Source organism: Thermoactinospora rubra, from assembly GCF_002093975.1.
Lineage (GTDB): Bacteria > Actinomycetota > Actinomycetes > Streptosporangiales > Streptosporangiaceae > Nonomuraea > Nonomuraea rubra_A.
This window is the reverse complement of record NZ_MSZZ01000051.1, coordinates 23,266-44,696: the sequence shown is the minus strand read 5'-3', so window position 1 is coordinate 44,696 and position 21,431 is coordinate 23,266. Positions and strand designations below refer to the sequence as shown.

At 74.1% G+C, this 21,431-nt stretch carries 14 protein-coding genes; 10 read left to right on the top strand and 4 right to left on the bottom strand.

Annotation, left to right across the window (positions count from 1 at the left end; all coding sequences use genetic code 11):
- Positions 1-102: 102 nt before the first annotated feature.
- From BSB02_RS31380 to BSB02_RS31360, 5 genes are read left to right on the top strand one after another with little or no spacing between them, the layout of a single operon-like run.
- A complete protein-coding gene (locus BSB02_RS31380) occupies positions 103-1,758 on the top strand; it encodes a fatty acyl-AMP ligase (protein ID WP_240506799.1) in 1,656 nt (551 codons plus the stop codon).
- 2 nt (positions 1,759-1,760) lie between these two features.
- Positions 1,761-4,382: an MMPL family transporter gene (locus tag BSB02_RS31375; protein WP_143591377.1), complete on the top strand. Its 2,622-nt coding sequence runs from the start codon at positions 1,761-1,763 to the stop codon at positions 4,380-4,382.
- Entirely contained in the window at positions 4,379-5,752 is a 1,374-nt protein-coding gene (locus tag BSB02_RS31370) for an MFS transporter (RefSeq protein ID WP_084964481.1), read from the top strand. The genes BSB02_RS31375 and BSB02_RS31370 overlap by 4 nt, the downstream gene beginning before the upstream one ends.
- 22 nt (positions 5,753-5,774) lie before the next feature.
- A complete protein-coding gene (locus BSB02_RS31365; RefSeq protein ID WP_084964479.1) occupies positions 5,775-7,058 on the top strand; it encodes a glycosyltransferase in 1,284 nt (427 codons plus the stop codon).
- A gap of 40 nt (positions 7,059-7,098) precedes the next feature.
- A complete protein-coding gene (locus BSB02_RS31360) occupies positions 7,099-8,385 on the top strand; it encodes a hypothetical protein (RefSeq protein WP_084964477.1) in 1,287 nt (428 codons plus the stop codon).
- A 7-nt stretch (positions 8,386-8,392) separates the two neighbouring features.
- Here the strand turns inward: BSB02_RS31360 and BSB02_RS31355 are convergent, their stop codons facing one another.
- Complete coding sequence (locus tag BSB02_RS31355) at positions 8,393-8,854, bottom strand: pyridoxamine 5'-phosphate oxidase family protein (protein WP_084964475.1); 462 nt, start codon at positions 8,852-8,854, stop codon at positions 8,393-8,395.
- On the bottom strand, positions 8,851-10,221 hold the full coding sequence (locus tag BSB02_RS31350) for an MFS transporter (protein ID WP_084964473.1): 1,371 nt from the start codon (positions 10,219-10,221) through the stop codon (positions 8,851-8,853). The genes BSB02_RS31355 and BSB02_RS31350 overlap by 4 nt, the downstream gene beginning before the upstream one ends.
- A 66-nt stretch (positions 10,222-10,287) precedes the next feature.
- Here BSB02_RS31350 and BSB02_RS31345 point away from each other — a divergent pair, with 66 nt between their 5' ends.
- The 3 genes from BSB02_RS31345 to BSB02_RS31335 all read left to right on the top strand — a co-directional run bounded on the left by BSB02_RS31345 (position 10,288) and on the right by BSB02_RS31335 (position 11,799).
- Positions 10,288-10,731 (top strand): winged helix-turn-helix transcriptional regulator, encoded by a 444-nt coding sequence (locus tag BSB02_RS31345; protein WP_084964471.1) that lies wholly within the window; start codon positions 10,288-10,290, stop codon positions 10,729-10,731.
- A complete protein-coding gene (locus BSB02_RS31340; protein WP_084964469.1) occupies positions 10,728-11,255 on the top strand; it encodes an HIT family protein in 528 nt (175 codons plus the stop codon). The genes BSB02_RS31345 and BSB02_RS31340 overlap by 4 nt, the downstream gene beginning before the upstream one ends.
- A gap of 133 nt (positions 11,256-11,388) precedes the next feature.
- On the top strand, positions 11,389-11,799 hold the full coding sequence (locus tag BSB02_RS31335; protein ID WP_084964467.1) for a hypothetical protein: 411 nt from the start codon (positions 11,389-11,391) through the stop codon (positions 11,797-11,799).
- Positions 11,800-11,802: 3 nt separating this feature from the next.
- Here BSB02_RS31335 and BSB02_RS31330 read toward each other — a convergent pair whose 3' ends face one another.
- Complete coding sequence (locus tag BSB02_RS31330; RefSeq protein WP_084964465.1) at positions 11,803-12,936, bottom strand: alpha/beta hydrolase; 1,134 nt, start codon at positions 12,934-12,936, stop codon at positions 11,803-11,805.
- Between the two features lie 253 nt (positions 12,937-13,189).
- On the opposite strand from BSB02_RS31330, the gene BSB02_RS31325 reads away from it, so the two are divergent.
- Together BSB02_RS31325 and ccrA are read left to right on the top strand one after the other, a co-directional pair.
- Entirely contained in the window at positions 13,190-18,916 is a 5,727-nt protein-coding gene (locus BSB02_RS31325; protein ID WP_240506797.1) for a type I polyketide synthase, read from the top strand.
- Complete coding sequence (gene ccrA / locus BSB02_RS31320; RefSeq protein WP_084964464.1) at positions 18,913-20,220, top strand: crotonyl-CoA carboxylase/reductase; 1,308 nt, start codon at positions 18,913-18,915, stop codon at positions 20,218-20,220. The genes BSB02_RS31325 and ccrA overlap by 4 nt, the downstream gene beginning before the upstream one ends.
- Here ccrA and BSB02_RS31315 read toward each other — a convergent pair.
- Positions 20,204-21,397 carry a PucR-like N-terminal domain-containing protein gene (locus tag BSB02_RS31315; protein WP_240506795.1) on the bottom strand — a complete coding sequence of 398 codons (1,194 nt, stop codon included), beginning with the start codon at positions 21,395-21,397 and terminating at the stop codon, positions 20,204-20,206. The two genes, ccrA and BSB02_RS31315, sit on opposite strands and share 17 nt — an antisense overlap.
- Positions 21,398-21,431: the final 34 nt, after the last annotated feature.

Genomic DNA, 21,431 nt, shown 5'->3' with positions numbered 1-21,431 from the left:
CGGCCTGGGCAACTCCTTTATCGCCGGATGACAAGTGCGGAAAGCGAATGATGCGGGTGGATGGCAAGACCCGCGGGATCTCGTGCCGTACTTTGCTGGTTCGTGAGCATCCTGACACAGCGGGTGGCGCGGTGGGCCCGGGAGATCCCGGACGCTCCGGCGTACACGTTCGCCGACTACCTGGGGGACGGCTCCCGGCGGACGCTCACCTGGCGGCAGGCGCACCTCAAGGCGTGCGCGCTGGCGGTACGGCTGCGCGAGACGGCCCGGCCCGGCGACCGGGCGGCGATCATGGCGCCGTCCGGGCTGCCCTACGTCGTGGCGATGCTCGGCTGCCTCTACTCGGGCGTCGTGGCCGTGCCGCTGTTCTCCCCGGACCTGCCCGGCCACGCGGACCGGCTGGCTCGCGCCTACGCCGACGCCGACCCCACCGTCGTGCTCACGGTCTCCTCGGCCGACCTCGACGGCTTCCTGGCCACCGCGCCCGCGCCCAAGGAGGTCGTCCTCGTCGACGCGGTCTCCGACCTGCTGGCCGACGAGTGGGAGTCCCCGCCGCCGCAGCCGTCCGACCTGGCCTACCTGCAGTACACCTCCGGGTCGACCAGGGCGCCGGCCGGCGTGGAGATCACCCACGCGAACCTGGCGGCCAACGCCGAGCAGCTGTACTCCGCCTTCCGCGGCACGCCGCGCGCCTCGTCGCTGGCGCTGTGGCTGCCGCTCTTCCACGACATGGGCCTGGTCGCCACCATCGCGCTGCCCATCGTGGGCGGCAACCACGCGGTCTTCATGGACCCGGTGGCGTTCGTCATGCGCCCGGCCCGATGGTTCCAGCTGCTCGGCGAGTCCGGCGACGTGTACACGGGCGGGCCGAACTTCGCCTACGAGTACGCGCTCGCCCGGGTGACGCCCGAGGACATGGCGGGGGTGGACCTGTCGGGCGTGCGGGTCATGCTCAACGGCGCCGAGCCGGTCCGGCCCGCCACGATCGAGCGCTTCAACCGCTTCTTCGCGGCCTACGGCCTGCGTCCCGAGGCGCACACGCCGGCCTACGGGCTCGCGGAGGCGACCGTGTTCGTCTCGGCCGCGGGACGCGACGAACCGGCCCGGGTGGCGGACTTCTCGGGGGAGGCGCTGAGCGCGGGGCGTGCCGTGCCGTACTCCGGCGAGGGGCGCAGGAGCCGCCTGGTGTCGTGCGGCCGGCCGTACGGGCAGGACCTGCGTGTCGCCGGGCCCGGCGCCGCCCCGCTGCCCGACGGGCACGTCGGCGAGATCTGGGTCAAAGGCCCCAACGTCGCGCGGGGGTACTGGCGCGACCCGGCCAGGACCGAGGAGGTCTTCGCCGGCGGCTGGCTGCGCACCGGCGACCTGGGCGTGATCCACGAGGGCGAGCTCTACGTCACCGGACGGCTCAAAGACCTGATCATCGTGGACGGCCGCAACCACTATCCCCAGGACATCGAGGCCAGCGTCCAGGAGGCCAGCGACGCGGTGCGGAGGGACCACGTCGCGGCCTTCGCCGTCCCGGGCGGCGACACCGAGCGGCTCGTGGTCGTCGCCGAGCGGTCCCGCCGGGGCGCGTCCGCCCCCGCCGAGGAGGTGGCGCGCCGGGTCCGGGCCGCCGTCGCCGCCGCGCACGACGTCTCACTCCACGACTTCCGCCTCGTCGAGGCCGGAGCCGTCCCGCGCACCTCCAGCGGGAAGATCGCCCGGGCCGCCTGCAGGGAGGCGTATCTCGCGGGCGCCTTCCCGGGAGGCTGACCGTGTTCGAGTCGCTCGGCAGGGTCGTCTACCGCGGCCGCTGGACGGTGCTGGCGCTCAGCCTGGCCGTGGCCGTGCTGGTCGCGCCCTTCGGCCTGGAGCTGTTCGGCAGGATGGCCGACGGCGGCTTCGAGGACCCCGCGGCCGAGTCGACCACGGCGGCCCGGTGGAGCGAGGAGTGGTACGGCGGCAGCTCGCCCGACGTCGTCGTGCTCTACCGCCACCCGTCCGTCAAGGTGAGCGACCCCCGCTACCGGAACACGGTCCACAAGGCGCTGCGCGGGCTGCCCGCCGGCCACGTCGCCAAGATCGTCACCTACTGGACCAGCCGGGCCGAGACCCTGGTGTCCAAGGACGGCCACGCCACCTACGCCCTGATCACCCTGCGCGGCGGCCCCCAGACCAAGCAGCGGGCCTTCGCGGCCATCGAGCACCGGCTCGCGATCCCCAGCCTGGAGGTGAAGGTCGGCGGCGCGGTGCCGCTGCTGAAGGCGCTGAACGACCAGACCGCCGCCGACCTGCTCCAGGCGGAGGCCATCTCGATGCCGGTGGTGCTGGTGCTGCTCGTCGTGGTTTTCGGCAGCCTGGTGGCCGCCGGGCTGCCCCTGGTCGTCGGCCTGCTGTCGGTGCTGGGCGCGCTCGTGCTGCTCCGGCTGCTCACCGAGGTCACCGAGGTCTCGGTCTTCTCTCTCAACGTCGTCACCATGCTCGGCCTGGGCCTGGTGATCGACTACTCGCTGTTCGTGCTCAGCGCCTTCCGCGAGGAGATCCGGCGCGGCGCCGCCGTACCCGACGCCGTGGCCGCCACCATGGCCACCGCGGGCCGCACCGTCGCCTTCTCCGGCCTGACCGTGGCCACCGCGCTGCTGGGGCTGCTGCTGTTCCCGCAGATGTTCCTGCGCTCCATCGGCCTCGGCGCCGCCGCCGTCGTCGTGGTCGCGATGCTGTCGGCGCTGGTCGTCCTGCCCGCGCTGCTGGCCGTGCTCGGCAGGCGGGTCGACGCGCTGCGGGTGCTGCCCGACTTCGGGTTCTCCGGCGGGCTGTGGCATCGGGTGGCCTCCAGCGTCATGCGGCGGCCGGTGATCTACCTGATCGGCGTCTCCGCCGTGCTCGTCGCGCTGGCCCTGCCGTTCCTGCGCGCCGACTTCGGCAACGTCGACCACCGCGTGCTGCCCGCGACCGTGGAGAGCAGGCAGGTCGCCGAGGCGATCGACCGCGACTTCGCGAAGAACGCCATGGCCGCCGTCGACGTCCACATCCTGCTCGAACGCGACTTCGCCGGACGGCCCGCCACGCCGGGACCGGCCGGCCAGGGCACCACCCGGCTCGTGGCGCCCGTCGAGCCGGTGGACGTCAAGCCGTTCGTCACCCGCCTCGAACGCCTCGACGGCGTCACCGCCGTCGACTACGCGGGCTTCTCCCAGGACAACGGCGCGGTACGGCTGGCCGTCCGCTACGCCTGGGACCCCATGGACGACCGCACGCGCTCGCTGGTGGAGCTCATCCGGGCAATGGAGCCGGAGCCGGGCTTCCGTGCCGTGGTCGTGGGCGGCCCCACGGCGGCCCAGCTCGACCTGCTCGACAGCCTCGGCGCCCGGCTGCCGTGGATGGCGCTGTTCGTCGGCGGGGTGACGCTCGCGCTGCTGTTCGCGGCCTTCGGCTCGCTGCTGCTGCCGGTCAAGGCGCTGCTGATGAACGTGCTGTCCATCGGCGCGTCCTTCGGCGTGATCGTCTGGGCCTTCCAGGACGGGCACCTCGCCCCGGTGCTCGGCTTCACGCCCACCCACACGATCGAGGCCACGGTCACCGTGCTGATCCTGGCCGTGGTGTTCGGGCTGTCGATGGACTACGAGCTGTTCCTGCTGTCGCGGGTGCGGGCCGAGTGGCTGCGCACGCGGGACAACACGGCGGCGGTGGCCGTGGGGCTGCAACGCACCGGCGGGATCATCACGAGCGCGGCGCTGCTGCTGCTGGTGGTCATCGCGGCCTTCTCCACGGCCGGGATCACCCTCGTCAAGCTCCTCGGGGTCGGGATGTTCGTGGCCATCGTGGTCGACGCCACGCTGGTGCGTGCCCTGCTCGTCCCGGCCGCCATGCGGCTGATGGGCCGGGCCAACTGGTGGCTGCCGGCCTGGCTGGGCGGGCTGCACCGGCGCGTGGAGATCCGGGAGCACGCGGGGGCGGCCGCGATCGCCAGGCGGCCGGTGGAGGCGGCGGCGCCGGAGGCCACCCCCCGCCCCCTCACCACGCCCGGCCCGCTCACCGTGCCCGGCCCGCTCACCGTGCCCGGCCCGCTCACCGTGCCCGGCCCGCTCGCCGCGCCACGGCCCCTCACGGCCTACGGCCGCCCGGCCGTCTTCGGGGCCGACACCGACCCCGTCCTGGTCCAGACCGAAACGGCGGCGCCGACGGCACCGGCGGCGCCGGTGACGGGGTTCCGGCGTCCTCCCTACGGGCTCCCCGCGGCGCCCCGCTCCCGCCTCCCGGCCGTCGAGGCCCGGCGCGAGCGCGCGACGACGGGCTGGATCAAGGTCACGCCCGGGCCGGCGCGGGTGGTCAAGGCGGCGGGCGACGGCTGGGTCTGGGCGGAGGAGCAGCAGGAGCAGCAGGAGCAGCAGCCGTGAGCGGCCTCGCCCGGCCCGCGGCGGCTCCGGCCCGGCCTGTCCGGCACGGCGGCCGCGCGTGGCCGCTGTATGTGGTCGTCGGCCTCGCCGGGTTCGTCACCACGCTCGACACCACCGTGGTGACCGTCGCCCTGCCCAGCATCCAGCGGGACCTCGGCGCGCCGCTCGCGGCCCTGGAGTGGGTGTCGACCGGCTACCTCATGACCTTCGCCGGGCTCATGCCGGCCGGGGGACGGCTCGCGGACGTCTACGGCGCCAGCCGCGTGCTGCTCGCCGGGCTGGCCCTGTTCACCGCCGCCTCCCTGGCCGCCGGGCTGGCACGCACCGTCGAGGCGCTCGTCGCCACCCGGCTCCTCCAGGGCGCGGGGGCCGCCGCAGTGCTGCCCGCGACGCTCGCCGTCCTGGCCGGGAGGGACGGCAGGGGACGTTCCCAGGGGGTGGCGGTGTGGATGGCGGCCGGGGCGGCGGCCCTGGCGCTGGGGCCGGTGGTGGGCGGATACCTGAGCCAGCACGCCCACTGGACATGGGTGTTCCTCGTCAACGTCCCCGTGGGGGCGCTGGCCCTCGGGCTCGGGCCGGGCGCGCTGCCCGAGACGGCCAGGAGGCCCGCGCGCCTGGACGTCGCGGGGCTGCTGAGCTCCGCCGTGGTGCTCGCCGCCGGGACGTTCGCGCTCATCCACGGCCCCGGGTACGGCTGGGCCGCGCCGCCCATCGTGGTCGCGGGCGCGGCGTGCCTGGCCGGAGCCGTCGCGTTCGTGGTGGCCGAGCGGCGGGCGCCGGAGCCGACGGCGGACCTCGCGCTGTTCCGGTCCCGGACGTTCACCGGCGGCGTGCTGGCCCAGGTGCTGTGGGGGCTCGGCGTCAACGGCGTGTTCTTCTACACCGCGCTGTTCCTGCAAGGCGTCCTGGGCTTCACGCCGACGGAGTCCGGCCTGGCGTTCGTGCCGCTCGCCCTGCTGGTGGTGCTGGTGACACCGCTGGCGCCGCCGGTGGAGCGGCGGCTCGGGCCGGGGCGGACGGTGGCGCTGGGGCTCGTGCTGGTGGCCGCGGGCATGGCCGGGGTGGCGTTCCTCGGGCCGGGCGACGGCTTCGCGCGGCTGCTTCCCTCGGTGTGCCTCATCGGGGTGGGCTCGGCGCTGACCATGCCGCTGGGGTCGGCGGTGCTGGGCGCCGTGCCGGAGCGGCGGGCGGGCGTGGCCGGGGGAGTGTTCACCGTGAGTCGCGAGATTTCCGGACTTTTCGGGATTGTAGGCATCGGCGTGATCGTCCACACCGCCGGGAGCTTCGCCCACGGCTACGCCCTGGGCCTGCTGGCCGCCGCGCTGCTCGTGCTGGCCGGGGCGGTCGTCACCCTGGCGACGCTGCCATGACCTCGGCCAGGTGGGTCGCGCCGTGAAGGTGGCGATCGTGGCGCTCGGCTCGCGGGGCGACACCCAGCCGTGCGTCGCGCTGGGCCGCGGGCTCGCCGGGCGGGGCCACGAGGTCGTGGTCGTGGCCGCCTCGCGGTACGCCGAGCTGGTGGCCCGCGCCAAGATCGGGCCCGGCGACGTGCCGGTGGACGGCCGATCCGGCGGGCCGGTCGGCGGCGCGGCGGGCCGGATCGAGCACGCGCCCGTCAGCGTCGATCCCGTGGCCATCGTCGAAAGCGAGGAAGGCAGGGCATGGCTGCGCAGCGGGCCCCTCGGCTTCGTGCGCGGGTTCCGGACGGTGGTCGAGCCGCTGGCCGAGAAGCTGGTGGCCGAGGTCGACGCCGCGTGCCGGGACGCCGACCTCGTCCTCGCCCCCGCGCTCGGCGCCCTCGGCCGGCACCTGTCCGACCGGTACGGCATGCCGTACGCGATCATGCACTTCCAGCCGAGCGAACCCACGACCGAGTTCCCCAACCCCCTGATCCCCGCCAGGACGCTGGGGCGGCTGGGCAACAGGGCGAGCTACGCGCTGGTCGAGCGATTGTCGTGGCTGCTGCTCGGCGGCATGGCGAACCGGCTGCGCGCCGGGGTCCTGGGGCTCGGACCGCTGCGCGGCAGCCCGTTCGCGCTGGACCGCCGGGATCGGGTGCCGGTGCTGTGCGGGGTCAGCCCGCTGGTGGTCCCCAGGCCGCGGGACTGGCCCGGGCACGTCCACCTCACCGGCGCCTGGCGCCTGGCGGGCGGCGGCCTGCCCAAACACGTCGAGGACTTCTGCCGGGCCGGCCCGCCGCCCCTGTTCGCCGGGTTCGGCAGCATGTCCGTCACCGAGGAGCTGGCCGAGCAGGTCGTGGGCGCGCTGCGGCTGGCCGGCATGCGCGCCGTGCTCCAGGGGCTGCCCGCCGCGCCGGGCGAGGACCTCCTGCTGGTCGACGAGGTCCCGCACGACCGGCTCTTCCCGCTGGTGGCCGCGGTGGTGCACCACGGCGGCGCGGGCACCACGGCGACCGCCCTCGCGGCGGGCGTGCCGAGCGTGGTCTGCCCGTTCTTCTCCGACCAGCCGTTCTGGGGACGCCGGGTCGAGGCGCTGGGGGCGGGGCCGCGGCCGTTGCCGGTGTCCAGGGTGACCGCGCGGGCGCTGGCGGCGAGGATCCGGCAGGCCGTCCTGCATTGTCAGGAAAAATCCGCGCAACTCGGGAGACAACTTGGTGTGGAAGACGGCGTGAACAATGCGGTCGATCTCATTGAAGCAACTAGATCGTCCGGATAGTGTGCGTGGTGCCCCCTTGATCCCCCCCAGGAGTGCGCGAATGAGAAAGCGGAAGATCGCCGTCGCCGGACTCGTGCTGGGCATGCTCGGCATCGTGGTGCCCGCGTCGGCGGCCCAGGCCCAGCCGGAACGCCCCTGCGATCTTCCACCCGGCACCCCCTCCTACGTGGTGTGCACCTGGCTGGCCACCCCCGAGGAGGCCGAGCGCATCGCCATGTTCTGGCTGCAGAACGACGGCCAGAACATGATCGACGCGAAGCCCGAGCCCATGGAGAGCATCGACTGCCGCGACCCCGCCAACACCTGCCTGCCGGGCGAGGGCGACGGCGAGGTCCGCGGCGACGGCGACCCCGACGTGCCGGGCGCCGAGGAGGAGGACGGCAAGCCGGAGTGCGCCGACGGCAGCGGCACCTGCGCGGTCGACCCCGGGCCGATCTCCCAGGCCGAGGTGGCCAAGGCCGCCGCCACGCCCGCGGGCCAGCAGGCCAAGACGGCCGCCGAGACGGGCCTGCGCACCTGGATCGACACCGAGCTGGCCGACGACTGGAAGGCCGGCAAGCTCGCCGAGGCCGTCAAGCGGGTCGGCGCCCTGGCCGCCCAGCCGGGGGTCGTCGGGATCAGGTTCAGCTCGCAGCTCGGCTACAACCAGACCTTCACCAGCCCCGAGGAGCTGGAGAAGTTCGTCACCGAGACCTCCGCGGCCCTGCGGCAGGCGCTCCCCGGCAGGAAGCTGGCCGTCCACACCGTGCTGCCCGTGCTGGGCTGCGGCGCCGAGGAGGCCTGCAAGACCGAGCTGACCAAGAAGTACCCGCTGCTCAGCCCCGACGTCTTCGACGGCTTCCTGTCCCGCGGCCTCGTCGACCAGCTGGGCCTGGACAACGGGCACCTGGCCACCGAGTACGCCGCCTGGAAGATCGACGCGGTCAAGGCGCAGCGCAACCAGTGGATCGAGGTCCGCGCCCGGTCCTGGGACGCCTTCGGCCACATCGCCGCCGAGGACGCCGTGCTCACCGCCCCCGGCTCGTCCAAGCTGACCGCCGAGCAGGCGACCCAGACGCTGGCCGAGCGGGTCGTCGCACCGCTGCAGGCCGACGCCGCCGAGAGCGTGCTGCTGTGGACGCGCTGGCAGGACGCCAACGGCACCGTGAACCGCGTGCTGGGCGAGAAGCTGGCCGACAACGCGACGTGGGAGCAGCTGCGCAAGCTCCAGGCCGTCAAGCCGCGCCTGGCCACGATCTACGACCCGGCGACGCCCGAGGTGGACGCCGCGACCGACCTGAAGAAGCTGGCGGAGGTGTTCGGCCAGGTCTACCTGCGCGCCGAGTGAGGGGGCCTCACGCCTTCCAGATGCGGCTGCGCAGGTCCAGGCCGCGGATGACCTGGATGCGGTACGGCTCCAGCCGCAGCACGTGCAGCTTGGGGTCGGCCGGCGAGCGCCAGAACCTGCCCAGGTCGTAACCGGCGCCGGGCGGGCTGGTGCGCCGGTAGAGGTCCCACACGTGGCGCTTGACCTCCAGGTCGCCGACCCACTCGGCCGTCGCGTCGACGGCGGCCGAGTTGTTGCCGGGCTTCCAGTAGGAGAAGCTCGTGTGCGGGTTGGCGGCCAGGTGGGCGGCCTTGACCGGGGTCCGGTAGGTGGCCAGCCAGCCGAGCGGGCGGCCGTCCACCGTCTCCCAGACGGGAATGAGGATCCTGGTCCTGGGCCGTCCCTTGGCGTCGACGGTGACCATGGTGGCGTAGCCGATGGCGCCCACGTAGGCGTCGAACTCGGCCTTGATCTCGGCGAAGTCGGTCATCGCGTAACCCTCCTGGTGACGGAGACGAGCGCGGCCAGCAAAGCGGCGGCGAGCGGCACGGCGAGCGCGGTGCGGTAGGAGGCGAGCTGGTCGCCGGAGGCGGAGGCGGCCACCAGCACCGCGGTGGTCGCCGACAGCCCGAGCGCCGCGCCGAACTGGAACGAGGTGTACAGCAGGCCGCCGGCCAGGCCCTGCTCCTGCTCGGCGACGCCGTCGGTGCCCACGATCGTGAGCGGGCCGTACGCCAGGGCGAAGGCGAGGCCGAGGATGATCATCGTGGGGAACATGAGGGCGTACGGCCAGTCCGCCCCGATCGGGAGGAACAGTGCGTAGGACAGGACCGCCAGGAGCAGCCCGGCGAGGATCACGCGGGCGTTGCCGTACCGGTCGACCAGCCGGGGGGTCAGCGTCGGAGCCAGGACGGCGTCGGCGCCGATGGCGAGCATGGCCAGGCTCGTCTCCAGGCTCGACCAGCCGCGCAGCTCCTGAAGGTACAGCACGGCGACGAACTGGAAGCCGAAGAAGCTCCCCGCGAACAGCAGCCCGGCCAGGTTGGCGCGGACGAGCGGGGCGGAGCGGAGCAGGCCCAGCCGTACCAGGGGAGCGGGGGAGCGCCGCTCGATCGCGGCGAACAGCGCCAGGAGGGCCAGCCCGCCCCCGATGCTCAGCGCGGTCCAGCCCGCGCCGACGTGGGCGGCGCGTTCGACGCCGAAGACCAGCAGCATGATCGCCGCGGTGACGGTGACGGCTCCGGCGACGTCCATCGTGCCCCCGGTCACCTCGTCGCGCTTCGGGATGAGGGACACGGCCGGGACGAGGATCGCCAGGGACAGGGCGGCCGGGGCGAACAGCACCCAGCGCCAGTCGGCTATGGCGAGCAGGCCGCCCAGCACGAGGCCGAGGGAGAAGCCGCCGGCGGCCGTTCCCGAGTAGACGAGCAGCGCCTTGTTGCGGTCGGGGCCCTCCTCGAAGCTCGTGGTGATGATGGACAGGCCGGCGGGGGTCATGACCGCCGCCGCCACCCCGGCCGCGAACCTCGCCGCGATGAGGTGCCAGCCTTCGGTCGCCAGGCCGCCGAGGGCGGAGACGACCATGAAGACCGCCAGCCAGCCGAGGAACATCCTGCGCCGCCCGTACAGGTCGGCCGCCCGGCCGCCGAGCAGCATGAAGCCGCCGTAGCCCAGGACGTAGGCGCTCATCACCCACTGCAGCTCGCCCGTGGACAGGCCCAGGTCGGCGCGGATGGCGGGCAGCGCCACGTTGAGCATCGCGACGTTGATGCCTTCAAGGAAGATGGCCCCGCAGAGGACGAACAGCATGCTCCATTCGCGGGTCGTCATGCGGGTGCGGACAGCGGTCGTCGTCATATGGTTCCTAAAGATGCGTGGGTTCCTTCTTGTAACCACAGGCATCCTGGCCCAGTATCTTGTGCCATGGAAGACGGCACTTCGAAGGCACAGAGTTACTGCGAGGGAACCGGCGACTACGACGTCCGCCAGTGGGACCAGCGGGAGGACTGCGAGGTCCGCCAGATCCTCGACCGCGTCGCCGACAAGTGGTCGCTCCTCGTCATCGCCCTGCTGGACCGGCGGACGATGCGCTTCTCGGAGCTGCGCCGGGAGATCGACGGAGTCAGCCAGCGCATGCTCACCGTGACGCTGCGGCACCTGGAGCGCGACGGGCTGATCCGGCGGACCGTCTACCCGGTGGTGCCGCCCCGGGTGGAATACACCCTGACGCCGCTGGGGGAGACGCTGCACGAGGTCATCAAGTCGCTGGTGGACTGGACGGAGGCGCACCAGCAGGAGATCGCGCGGGCGCGGTCGGAGTACGACGCGCGGACGGAAGCCGAGCAGCGCATCGCGGTCGGCTCATGACCGGGGTCGGCGATCCCGCCGGCGACCGCGTGCCGTTCGATCTGGAGGCCTATGTCGAGCGCTCCAGGAACGGCCCCTGCTTCGTCTGCGCCGTCGTCGCCGGCGATCCGGCCCACGACCTGGAGGAGATCGTCTTCGACGACGGGGAGAACATCGCCTTCCTGGCGAGATATCCCACGTTGAAGGGATACGTCATCGTGGCTCCGAAGCGGCACGTCGAGCACGTCGTCCGCGACCTGGACGAGGCGTGCTTCCTGCGCCTGATGCGGGTGATCCGCAAGGTGGCGCTCGCGGTGGAGGCCGTGGTTCCCACCGAGCGGACCTATCTGCTCTCGCTCGGCAGCCGGCAGGGCAACGCGCACCTCCACTGGCACATCGCCCCGCTGCCGCCCGGCGTGCCGTACGAGCGTCAGCAGTACCACGCGCTCATGGCGGAGAACGGCGTCCTGCCGTGGGATCGCGGGCAGGCGGTCGAGCTGGCGGGGAGGATCAGGGACACGCTCGGCCGCCTGAGAGCGTCTTGAATCCGTCATCGTGGAGAAACCTGGTCAAAGGGGCTGAAATCCTGACCGACCTGTTGCCGGGAGTCTCGCTTGGCGTCACGCGGGACCGGGCATCGCCGCTGGGGATTCCAATCGCAGAGAAAGGGGGCCGGTCATGCTGGGCGATCTTCTGGAGCAGGAGCAGGGACAGGCCACCTCGACGCGGGTGCTGCCGTTCACCGAGGGACAGCCGCCCACGGTGGAGGTGTCGTTCGAGGCCAAGGGCAGGGTGCTCGACACCGACATCACCGACATGGGGACCTACACGTCCGTGCCGCGTCCCGACGGCACGCTGTTCGGCGAGGGCCAGGGCGTCATGATGAGCGCCGACGGCGACGTCGTCACCTGGCGGGGCCAGGGCATCGGCCGGATCACGGGCGCCGGGGGCGGCTCCTCCTGGCGGGGCGCGATCTACTACCGCAGCGAGTCGGAGCGGTTCGCGCGGATCAACGGATGCGTCGGCGTCTTCGAGTTCGAGGTGGACGACAGCGGGAAGACCAGCGCCCAGGTCTGGGAGTGGAAGTAGCGTTCATCCCGCGAGGCGCCAGTCGTCCTGCTCGTGCGTGACCTTGGCCGGGCCGCCGCCCGGCAGCCCCAGCGCCGCGAGGATCATCGGGAAGGAGTTCTGGAACTCCCGCCGCCAGTACGGCCAGGTGTGGGTGCCGTTGCCGTACAGGTTCAGCGTGTGCGCGATGCCGAGGCTCCGCAGCCGCCGGCTGAGGGCCTTGGCGGTGTAGGCCGAGACCGGCTCGCCCAGGTGGGCGGGGTGCCACGGCGAGCCGGGAGGGTCGAGCGGGCCGTGGAAGCTGGTGGTCCCGCTGGAGATGTAGATGCTCGTCCCGCGCAGCCCCGGGGCGAGCGCGAGCGGGTCGTTGGCGTTCCACACCTTCTTGTCGCGCCGGGGGTCGCCCCACAGCGCCAGCGGGTCCTGCTTCTCGCTGGCCTGCGCGTTCATGATGAGCTCGGGGATGCCCGGCAGCTGGGTGGCCATGATGCCGCTGTAGGCGCCGACGAAGCGGAACATCCCGGGATGGCGGGCGGCGTACTTCATCGCCCCGTACGCGCCCATGGACAGCCCCGCGACGGCGCGCCGGGCGCCCGCGCGGTAGCCGATCTCCAGCAGGCGCCGCACCTCGTAGGTGTGGAACGTCTCCCACCTGGGCGGGCCGCCCCGGCCACGGTTGTGCCAGTCGGAGTAGTTCCCGGCCCGTCCCGCCTCCGGCATGACGACGATCGCGCCGACGTTCTCGGTCATGGCCTCGACGTCGGTCATGCGCGTCCAGGAGGTGTAGTCGTCGGCGCCGCCGTGCAGCAGGTACAGCACGGGCCAGGTGCGCTTGGCGCTCTTGGACCAGCCCCGGGGCAGCAGCAGCCGGACGGGCAGCATCCGCCCGATCGACGGCGAGGAGACGAGGACGTCCAGCACGCGGGCGCTGAGCCGGCGCTCGCTCACGACCCTGGCCGGCCCCGGCAGGGCGGGCCGCCAGGGCGCGTACCGCCCGCTCGCGGGGCTCCCCTTCGCGGGCCGCCCGCTTTGGCCCTGCTGCCCGTCCGCCGCCGGAGCGTCGTCGGGCACCAGCGCCCAGTCCGGATCGGCGAGCGCGGGAGCGGGAGCGAGCCCCATGGCCACCGCGGTCACCACGGCCAGCAAGGCGCGACGCATGATCCATCCCTTCGCACGACGCGGGGTGTGGGGAGGCTAGGCCGTACGGCGAAGCCACGGCTATGAGCTGAGGCAACGAAATTCCGATGGCGGATGCGCTTTGCCGGACAAAAGCGATGTGCCGCCCCGCGCATATCGCCGTGCTTGTCACAGCGGTGACAAATCGGCGCCACGGAATGTGCTCCGGCGGATCTGCCCCTGACCGGGGTGAATGGGTAGGTTGGCCGATCACCCCGGCAGCATGGGAGCACTCGTGGGTGTTCTGAGCGAAACCGAGATCCGCACCTTCCTCATGGGAAGAATTGGGAGAATCGCCGCGCGCTCCGCTTCACCGGATATTTCCCCCGATGAAGGTGAATCCGGAGTCGATCCCGACCGTCCCCTGGAGGAGTACGGCCTGTCCTCGCGCGACGCCGTGTCCCTCGCCGGGGAACTGGCCGACCTGCTCGGCAGGCAGTTGAGCCCGACCCTGGTGTGGGAGCATCCCACGATCAACCGGCTGGCCCACGCGCTGTCCCGGATCGAGGAGCGCTCCGCGCCCGGGAGGCGGGCCGCCGCGGAGGAGCCGGTCGCCGTGGTCGGCGTCGGCTGCCGCGTGCCGGGCGCGCACGGCCCGGCCGAGCTGTGGGACCTGCTGCTGTCCGGCCGCGACGCGGTCGGGCGGGTGCCGGAGGGCCGGTGGGAGGCGTTCGGCGAGGGGCTGGAGGCCACGCCGCACGGCGGCTTCCTGGAGGGGATCGACGGCTTCGACGCCGAGTTCTTCGGCATCGCGCCGGGCGAGGCGCGGGCGATGGACCCCCAGCAGCGGATCCTGCTGGAGACCGCCTGGGAGGCGCTGGAGCACGGCGGCATCGCCCCACGGTCGCTGCGCGGCAGCCGTACCGGGGTCTTCGTCGGCATCTCCGCCAACGAGTACGCCTACCTGACCACGGCCGACCCGCGCCGGATCGACGCCTGGACCGCGACCGGGGCGGCGTTCAGCATCGCGGCCAACCGCCTGTCCTACCTGCTCGACCTGCGCGGCCCCTCGCTGGCCGTGGACACCGCCTGCTCCTCCTCGCTGGTGGCCACCCACCTGGCGGTGGCGAGCCTGCGCTCGGGCGACAGCGACCTGGCCCTGGCGGCGGGCGTCAACCTGCTGCTGTCGCCGGTCGTCACCCTGGCCTTCGACCGGGGCGGCGGCACCTCGCCGGACGGGCGGTGCAAGGCGTTCGACGCCTCGGCGGACGGGATGGTCCGCGCCGAGGGGTGCGGGGTCGTCGTCCTCAAGCGGCTGTCGGACGCGCTGCGGCAAGGCGACCGGGTGCTCGCGGTGATCAGGGCCACGGCGGTCAACCAGGACGGCCGGTCCAACGGCCTCGTCGCGCCCAACCCGGAGGCGCAGGAGGCGTTGCTGCGCGAGGTGTACGGCGGGCTGGAGCGCGGGCCCGACTACATCGAGGCGCACGGCACCGGCACCTTCCTGGGCGACCCCATCGAGGGCCGGGCCATCGCCGGGGCGCTCGACGAGCCGGTGCTCATCGGGTCGGTCAAGTCCAACCTGGGGCACCTGGAGGCGGCGGCGGGCGTCACGGGCCTCATCAAGACCGTGCTCGCCCTGCACCACGGCGTCATCCCGCCGAGCATCCACTTCCGCACGCCCAACCCGCACCTGCCCTGGGACCGCCTCCGGGTCGTCACCGAGCCCACGCCCTGGCCGCGCCGCGACGCCCGCGCGGGCGTGTCGTCCTTCGGCTTCGGCGGCACCAACGCGCACGTGGTCTTGGACGCCGCGCCTCCCCAGGCCCCGGAGCCGCCGCCGAGGACCGCCAAGCACGTCTTCGTCCTGTCCGACGTCTCGGCCGACCGGGTGCGGGACCACGCGGAGGTCCTGGCCGGGTGGGTGGACGGCGGCACGCCGATGGCCGACCTGGCGCACACCCTGGCCCGGCGGGCCGGACGGGGCAAGGTCGCCGCCGCGGTGGTCGCCGCCACCCCCGGCGAGCTCGCGGCCAAGCTGCGCGCCGTACGGCCCGGCCCCTCCGGCGGCGCCGGTCCCGTGTGGGTCTTCAGCGGGTACGGCTCGCAGTGGAACGGCATGGGGCGCCGCCTCTACCACCGCGAACCCGCCTTCCGCGAGGCCATGGACGAGCTCGCCCCGCTGCTGAAGGCCGAGGCCGGCATCGACCCGTGGTCGCCCGCCAAGGGAGTGGCCCAGGCCCAGCCCGCCATCTTCGCCGTCCAGGTGGCGCTCGCCCGCCTGTGGCGCGCCTACGGCATCGAGCCCGCCGCGGTGATCGGCCACTCGATGGGCGAGGTGGCCGCCGCGGTGACGGCGGGCGGGCTGAGCCTGGCCGACGGCGTGCGGGTGGTGTGCCGCCGGGCCCGGCTGCTGGGCACCCTGGGCGGCGGAGGGGCCATGGCGGTCGTCGAGGTCCCGGCCGCAGAGGTGCCCTCCGACCTCCACGTCGCCGTCTACTCGGCCCCCGGCCGCACGGTCGTCACCGGCGACCCGCACCGGGTGGCGGGCTTCGCCGCCCGGGTCGAGGCGCGCGGCCTGTTCGCCAGGACCCTCACCGCCGAGGGCGCCGGGCACTCGCCCCAGGTCAAGCCGCTGCTTCCGCGGATCAGGGAGGAGCTGGCCGCCATCGTCCCCGGCAAGCCGGAGATCCCCTACTACTCCACGGTCTTCGAGGACCCCAGGGAGACGCCCGTCTTCGAGGCGGCCTACTGGGCGGCCGGGGTACGGCGGCCGGTCCGGCTCATGCAGGCCCTCCAGGCCGCCGCCGAGGACGGCTTCACCCTCCGCACCGAGATCAGCCCCCATCCGCTGCTCGGCCTGGAGACCCACTCCATGCGGCGCGAGGACGAGGACGCCTTCCACGCCCAGCTCGAGGCCGTCGCGGCGCAGGTCACGCCCAGGACCCGGGGCAGGGTCGCCGACATGCCGGGCTCACCGTGGCGGCATACACGCCACTGGGCCGCCCCGCACCGCCGTACCCCCGGGCACCCGATCCTCGGCGTCCACGTGGAGACCCCGGCGGGTCACTCGTGGACGACCACGCTGGACGACCTGGCCGACCTCCCGTGGCGGCTGGATCCGGCGGGCTGGCACCGCGACGGGCATCCCGTGCTGCCGGCCGCCGCCGTCGAGACGCTGGCCGGGGCCGCCGCGCGGGAGGTGTACGGCGACGCCGCCCCCTGCCGCGTCCGCCTGCACGCCCTCCTCCCGCTGCCCGCGCGGGTGAGCGTGACGCTCGCGGGCGACCGCGTCGAGGTGAGCGCCAAGGACGCCGCCGGGGTGTGGCGGGTGTACGGCTCGGCGGACCTCGCCCGCGGGCTCGCCCCCGAGGCGGTCGTCGTGGACGAGACGGCGCACGCGCCCGTGCCGGTCCGCCTGGAGGACAAGCTCGTCGAGCGCGTCTGGGTCCCGTCCCCGCCGCGCGGCGACGACGGCCCGGGCCCCATGATGGTCGTCCCCCGCGACCTCGACGTGCCCGGCGTGGAACGGGTCGTCCTCGACGTCGCCTGCCGGGCCGCCCGCGGCGAGCGGGTCACGGTCGTGACCCAGAACGCCCAGGCGGTGCTCGACGGGGAGCCCGCGCGGCCCGCCGCCGCGCTGCGCGGGCTGGTGCGCGTGCTCGCCTTCGAGCACCCCGAGCTGCGGATCCGCCTGGTCGACGTCGATGACCTCGGTGTGCTGGACCGGGAGCGCGACACGGGCGACGACGAGGTGGCCTGGCGCGACGGCGTCCGCTACGCCGCCCGCCTCCGCCGCGCGGACCTGCCGCCTCCCGCCAACCTGCGTCGCTTGGACCTGCCACCCTCCGCTCGCCTCGGCCGCGCGGACCTGCCGCCGTCCGCCGTCCGCCTGCCCGGGCCGGTGGCCGGGCCCGGCGCCTACCTGATCACCGGCGGGTACGGCTCGCTGGGCCTGCTGGTCGCCCGCTGGCTGGCCGAGCGCGGCGCCACGAGGATCGTGCTCAACGGCCGCTCCGGTCCCGCCGACCCCGGAGCCCTCGCGGGCCTGCCCGTCGAGGTGGTCGCCGGTGACCTGGCCCGTCCCGGTACGGCGGAGCGCCTGGTCGAGGCGGCCACCGCCGGCGGGCTGCGCCTGCGGGGCGTGGTCCACGCGGCGGGCGTGCTCGACGACAGGCTGGTCGCCGACCTCGATCCCGAGAGCCTGCGCCGCGTGTGGGCTCCCAAGGTGGACGGCGGCCTGCGCCTGCACGAGGCGACCAGGCACCTCGACCTGGACTGGTGGGTCGCCTTCTCCTCGGCCGCCGGGCTGCTGGGCTCGCCCGGCCAGGCCGCCTACGCCGCCGCCAACGCCTTCCTCGACGCGCTGTGCGAGCGCCGCCGGGCGGAGGGCCTGCCCGCGATCTCCATCGGCTGGGGGACGTGGCTGGGCGCCGCCCCGCTCCCGGCGGTGGAGCCGCTCACGCCCGAGGAGGGCATCGAGGCGCTGGAGGCCCTGATCCAGCGCGGCATGTCGGCCGGAGTGGTCCGGCTGGACCCGGCCCGGGCCGTGGCCGCCTTCCCTGGCATCGCGCGCATGCCGTACTTCTCCCTGGTCGCCGAGGCCGCGCCGGAGGCCGGGCAGGACCTGTCGGAGCTGCGCCCGGACGAGGCGCTGGCCGTCGTCGCCGCGAAGCTGACCGAGCGCGCCGCGGCCCTGCTCGGGTTCGACGCGGTGTGGCTCGGCCAGGACAGCGTGCTGACCGAGCTGGGGCTGGACTCGCTGGCGGCGACCCGGCTCCGCGGCACGATCGAGCACGACTTCGGCGTGACGGTCGCCACGGCGCCGCTGCTCAGGGGCGGCACGCTGGGTGAGCTGGCGCGGGCGGTCGCCGCCAAGCTGGGCATCGCGGCCGACCCTGCGGACGGCACCGTGGACGGCCCTGCGGCTGGCCCGGTGGGCGGCTCTGTGGGCGGCCCTGGGGACGGCGCCGTTTCCGGGCGGCCGGTCGGGCCGCGCGACGCGGCGGAACGGCAGGTGGTGCGGGTGCTGGGGCGGCTGCTCGGCCGCGAGCCCGGCGTCACCGAGGCCGTCCCGCCCGAGCTGCTGGAGCCCGTCCTCGACGCGCTGGGCCGCGAGCTGGGCCGTCCCGTCCGGGCGTCGGGCACGGTCGCCGACCTGGCCGACGCGGTGCGCGCCGCCGACGAGGACGAGGCCGAGCGGGGCGTGGTGAGGCCACTCAACGCCGCCGCCCGGGACTGGAACGGCCGGGACAGGCCGCTCTTCCTCGCCCATCCCGCGGGCGGGACGACCGGCGTCTACGGCCTCCTGGCCGCCCGGCTCGACGTCCCGGTGTTCGGCCTGGAGCGGCTGGAGGAGGTCGGTGTGCTCGGCGCCGAGCTGGGCATCCCCGAGCGCGCCGCCCGGTACGCCGAGGCGGTCCGCGAGCTGTGCCCGGGCCCGTACCGGCTGGGCGGCTGGTCCTTCGGCGGGGTCCTCGCCTTCGAGCTCGCCAGGCAGCTGGGCGGCGCGGAGCTGGTCGCCATGATCGACTCGGGTCTCCCCGAGCCTGCCGCCCCGGGCGAGCGCCGCCTGCTCCACGCCCGCCGCTACGCCGCCTTCGCCGCCTACCTGAGCGAGACCTACGACGTGACCGTCGAGCTCGCCTACGAGGAGCTGGCCACCCTGGACGAGGCCGCCCAGCTCGCGCTGACGGAGGCGCGCGTCGCCGAGTCGGGCGTGCTGGGCGCGATCAGCCCGGCGATCCTGCGCCACCAGATCACCTCGCACGAGGACACCCGCGCGCTGGAGAGCTACGCGGCCGGGCCGTACCAGGGGAGGGTCGTCCTGTTCCGCTCCACCGAGCCCACGCCGTGGGCCGTGGAGGACGCCCGCTACCGGCACCGCGACGATCCGGCCCGGGGGTTCGGGCCGTTCGCGCCCCGGCTGGAGGTCGTGGAGATCACCGGCTCGCACCATCTCAACCTGCTCGACCCGCCGCACGTGGAGCGGCTGGCACGCCGTTTGAGGGAGGTCCTATGACGCTGGCACAGGCCGTGATCGAGGGAGCCGAGCCCGGGGAGCTGGCCGCGCTCCCGGTGCCGTCGGCCTACCGGGCCGCCTACCTCCGCAAGGACGAGGTCGGCATGTTCGGCCCGGTCCCGCACGGCACCGGCGGCGTGGACAAGGACGTGCGCCGGTCCATCCACGTCGGCGAGGTGCCCATGCCGGAGCTCGCCCCCGACGAGGTGCTCATCGCCGTCATGGCCAGCGCGATCAACTTCAACACCGTCTGGTCGGCGATGTTCGAGCCGATCCCCGGCTTCGCCTTCCTGGAACGGCTGGGCCGCACCGACCCCCGCCACGACCTGCCCACCCACGTGCTCGGCTCGGACGCCTCCGGCGTGATCGTCAGGACCGGCGCCGCCGTACGGCACTGGCGGATCGGCGACAGGGTGGTGACCAGCCCCGCCCACCTGGACTCCCAGGACCCGATCGTCCAGCACGACGGCATGCTCGCCGCCGATCTGCGGGCGTGGGGCTTCGAGACCAACTTCGGCGGCCTGGCCGAGTTCGCCGTGGTCAAGGCCACCCAGCTGCTGCCCAAGCCCAAGCACCTGAGCTGGGAGGAGGCGGCGTGCAACATGCTGTGCGCGTCCACCGCCTACCGCATGCTGGTCTCCGAGCGGGGCGCCCGGCTCAAGCAGGGCGACGTGGTGCTGCTGTGGGGCGCGACCGGCGGGCTCGGCGCGTACGGCGTGCAGCTGGTCAGGAACGGCGGCGGCATCCCGGTCGGGGTGGTCGGCACGCCGGAGAAGGCCGAGCTGCTGCGCCGCCTGGGATGCGAGCACGCCGTCGACCGCTCGCAGTTCGAGCACCTCGGCGACGAGAAGGCCTGGCGGCGGCTGGGCGCGGAGATCCGGCGGCTGGTGGGGGAGGACCCGGCGATCGTCTTCGAGCACACCGGCAGGGACACCTTCGGCGCGTCCGTCTACGTCGCCCGGCGCGGCGGCGCGGTGGTCACGTGCGGCTCGTCCAGCGGCTACGCCCACGAGTACGACAACCGCCACCTGTGGATGCGGCTCAAGCGCATCATCGGCTCGCACGGCGCGAACTACCAGGAATGCCACGAGGTCAACCGGCTGATCTCGCTCGGGATGATCCACCCGGCCCTGTCCAGGGTGTACCCGCTCGATCGGACCGGCGAGGCGGCGCGGGCCGTCCAGACCAACCGGCACGTCGGCAAGGTCGGCGTGCTGTGCCTCGCGCCCCGGGAGGACCTGGGCGTCGAGGACCACGCGCTGCGCGAGCGCATCGGGGAGGAGCGGCTCAGGCTTTTCCGCTAGCCTGCCGGTGACGCAGGACGATCTCCAGCTCGAAGCGGATGTCGGGGTCGTGGAGCTGCTCGCCGTACAACTCCTCCAGCTGCCGCAGCCGGTAGCGCACGGTCTGCGGGTGGACGTGGAGCCGCGCGGCCACCTCGCCCGCGCCCCTGCCGTGCCGCAGCCAGGCCAGCAGCGTCTCGGCGAGCCGGTCCTGCTGGCTGGGCCGCAGGTGGGCCAGCGGCGCGAGCCGTACGGCGGCCAGCGCGTTGACCAGCTCCTCGTCCTTGAACACGATCAGCGTGGCGATGTGCTCCGAGCAGCGCAGCAGGCCGGGCCCGGCCTCGATGACGCCCCGCCGGGCCAGCGCCAGCGCCTCCGACGCCCAGCGCAGCGACGAGGCGGCGTCGGCGAGCGGTACGGCGGGGCCCACGGCGGCCCGCCGGCCGCGCAGCGCGTGGTCGAGCAGCTGCGCCTGGCCGGGGCCGGCCGGGTCGGGCACCAGCAGGCAGGGCGTGGTGCGGTCCAGACCCACCAGCACGTCGTTGTGCAGCACGGGCGGGCGGTAGCCGCCGGGGTCGTCCAGCGCCACGCAGGCCACGGTCCTGGGCAGCCGCCAGCCCGCCGCCTTGGCCGCGTCGGCGACGGCCTCCGGCGACGCGGGCGGCTGGCTGAGCAGCAGGTCGAGCAGGCGACGCCGGCGCCTTTCCATCTCTCCGGCGGTGTGCGCCCTGGCCTCCTGGTAGCCCTCGGCCGCCGCGTCGGCGAGCTCGTCGAGGTAGACGAAGATGGCCTCGCCGAGGTCGTACAGCGACCGGGGCGACAGCCCGAGCGGCTCGGCCAGCTCCGTCAGCCGCCGCCAGCCGACCCGGGCGCCCAGGCGCATCGCGGTCTGCAGGGGTTCCAGGTTGCGGCCCTCGACGGCCTCGCCCTTGCCGATCATGCGGAACGGCTCGGGGTCCCAGGCGGCGTCCGGGTTCTCGATCCTGTCGAGGAAGCCGTCGATGGCCTGCTCCACCGCCGTCCTGATGACCTTGATGTAGGTCTCGTCCGAGGGCCTGGCGTACTCGGGGATCCGGCTCTGGATCTCCTCGAGCACCTCGCAGGAGACCCGGTCGATGTCCTGGCGGAGCGTCCTGACGACGGCGGACGGCACGCAGGCCCGCAGCCGGGTGTCGCTGGCATCACTCTTGATGGTCATCGTCCCTCCTGTCGCTAGTGACTAAAACCGACAG

Excerpts from the sequence above, each read along its gene's own strand:
- BSB02_RS31360 (WP_084964477.1), top strand. The coding sequence starts at position 7,099 with ATGAGAAAGCGGAAGATCGCCGTCGCCGGACTCGTGCTGGGCATGCTC.
- BSB02_RS31355 (WP_084964475.1), bottom strand. The coding sequence starts at position 8,854 with ATGACCGACTTCGCCGAGATCAAGGCCGAGTTCGACGCCTACGTGGGC.
- BSB02_RS31350 (WP_084964473.1), bottom strand. The coding sequence starts at position 10,221 with ATGACGACGACCGCTGTCCGCACCCGCATGACGACCCGCGAATGGAGC.
- BSB02_RS31345 (WP_084964471.1), top strand. The coding sequence starts at position 10,288 with ATGGAAGACGGCACTTCGAAGGCACAGAGTTACTGCGAGGGAACCGGC.
- BSB02_RS31340 (WP_084964469.1), top strand. The coding sequence starts at position 10,728 with ATGACCGGGGTCGGCGATCCCGCCGGCGACCGCGTGCCGTTCGATCTG.
- BSB02_RS31335 (WP_084964467.1), top strand. The coding sequence starts at position 11,389 with ATGCTGGGCGATCTTCTGGAGCAGGAGCAGGGACAGGCCACCTCGACG.
- BSB02_RS31330 (WP_084964465.1), bottom strand. The coding sequence starts at position 12,936 with ATGCGTCGCGCCTTGCTGGCCGTGGTGACCGCGGTGGCCATGGGGCTC.
- ccrA (WP_084964464.1), top strand. The coding sequence starts at position 18,913 with ATGACGCTGGCACAGGCCGTGATCGAGGGAGCCGAGCCCGGGGAGCTG.
- BSB02_RS31315 (WP_240506795.1), bottom strand. The coding sequence starts at position 21,397 with ATGACCATCAAGAGTGATGCCAGCGACACCCGGCTGCGGGCCTGCGTG.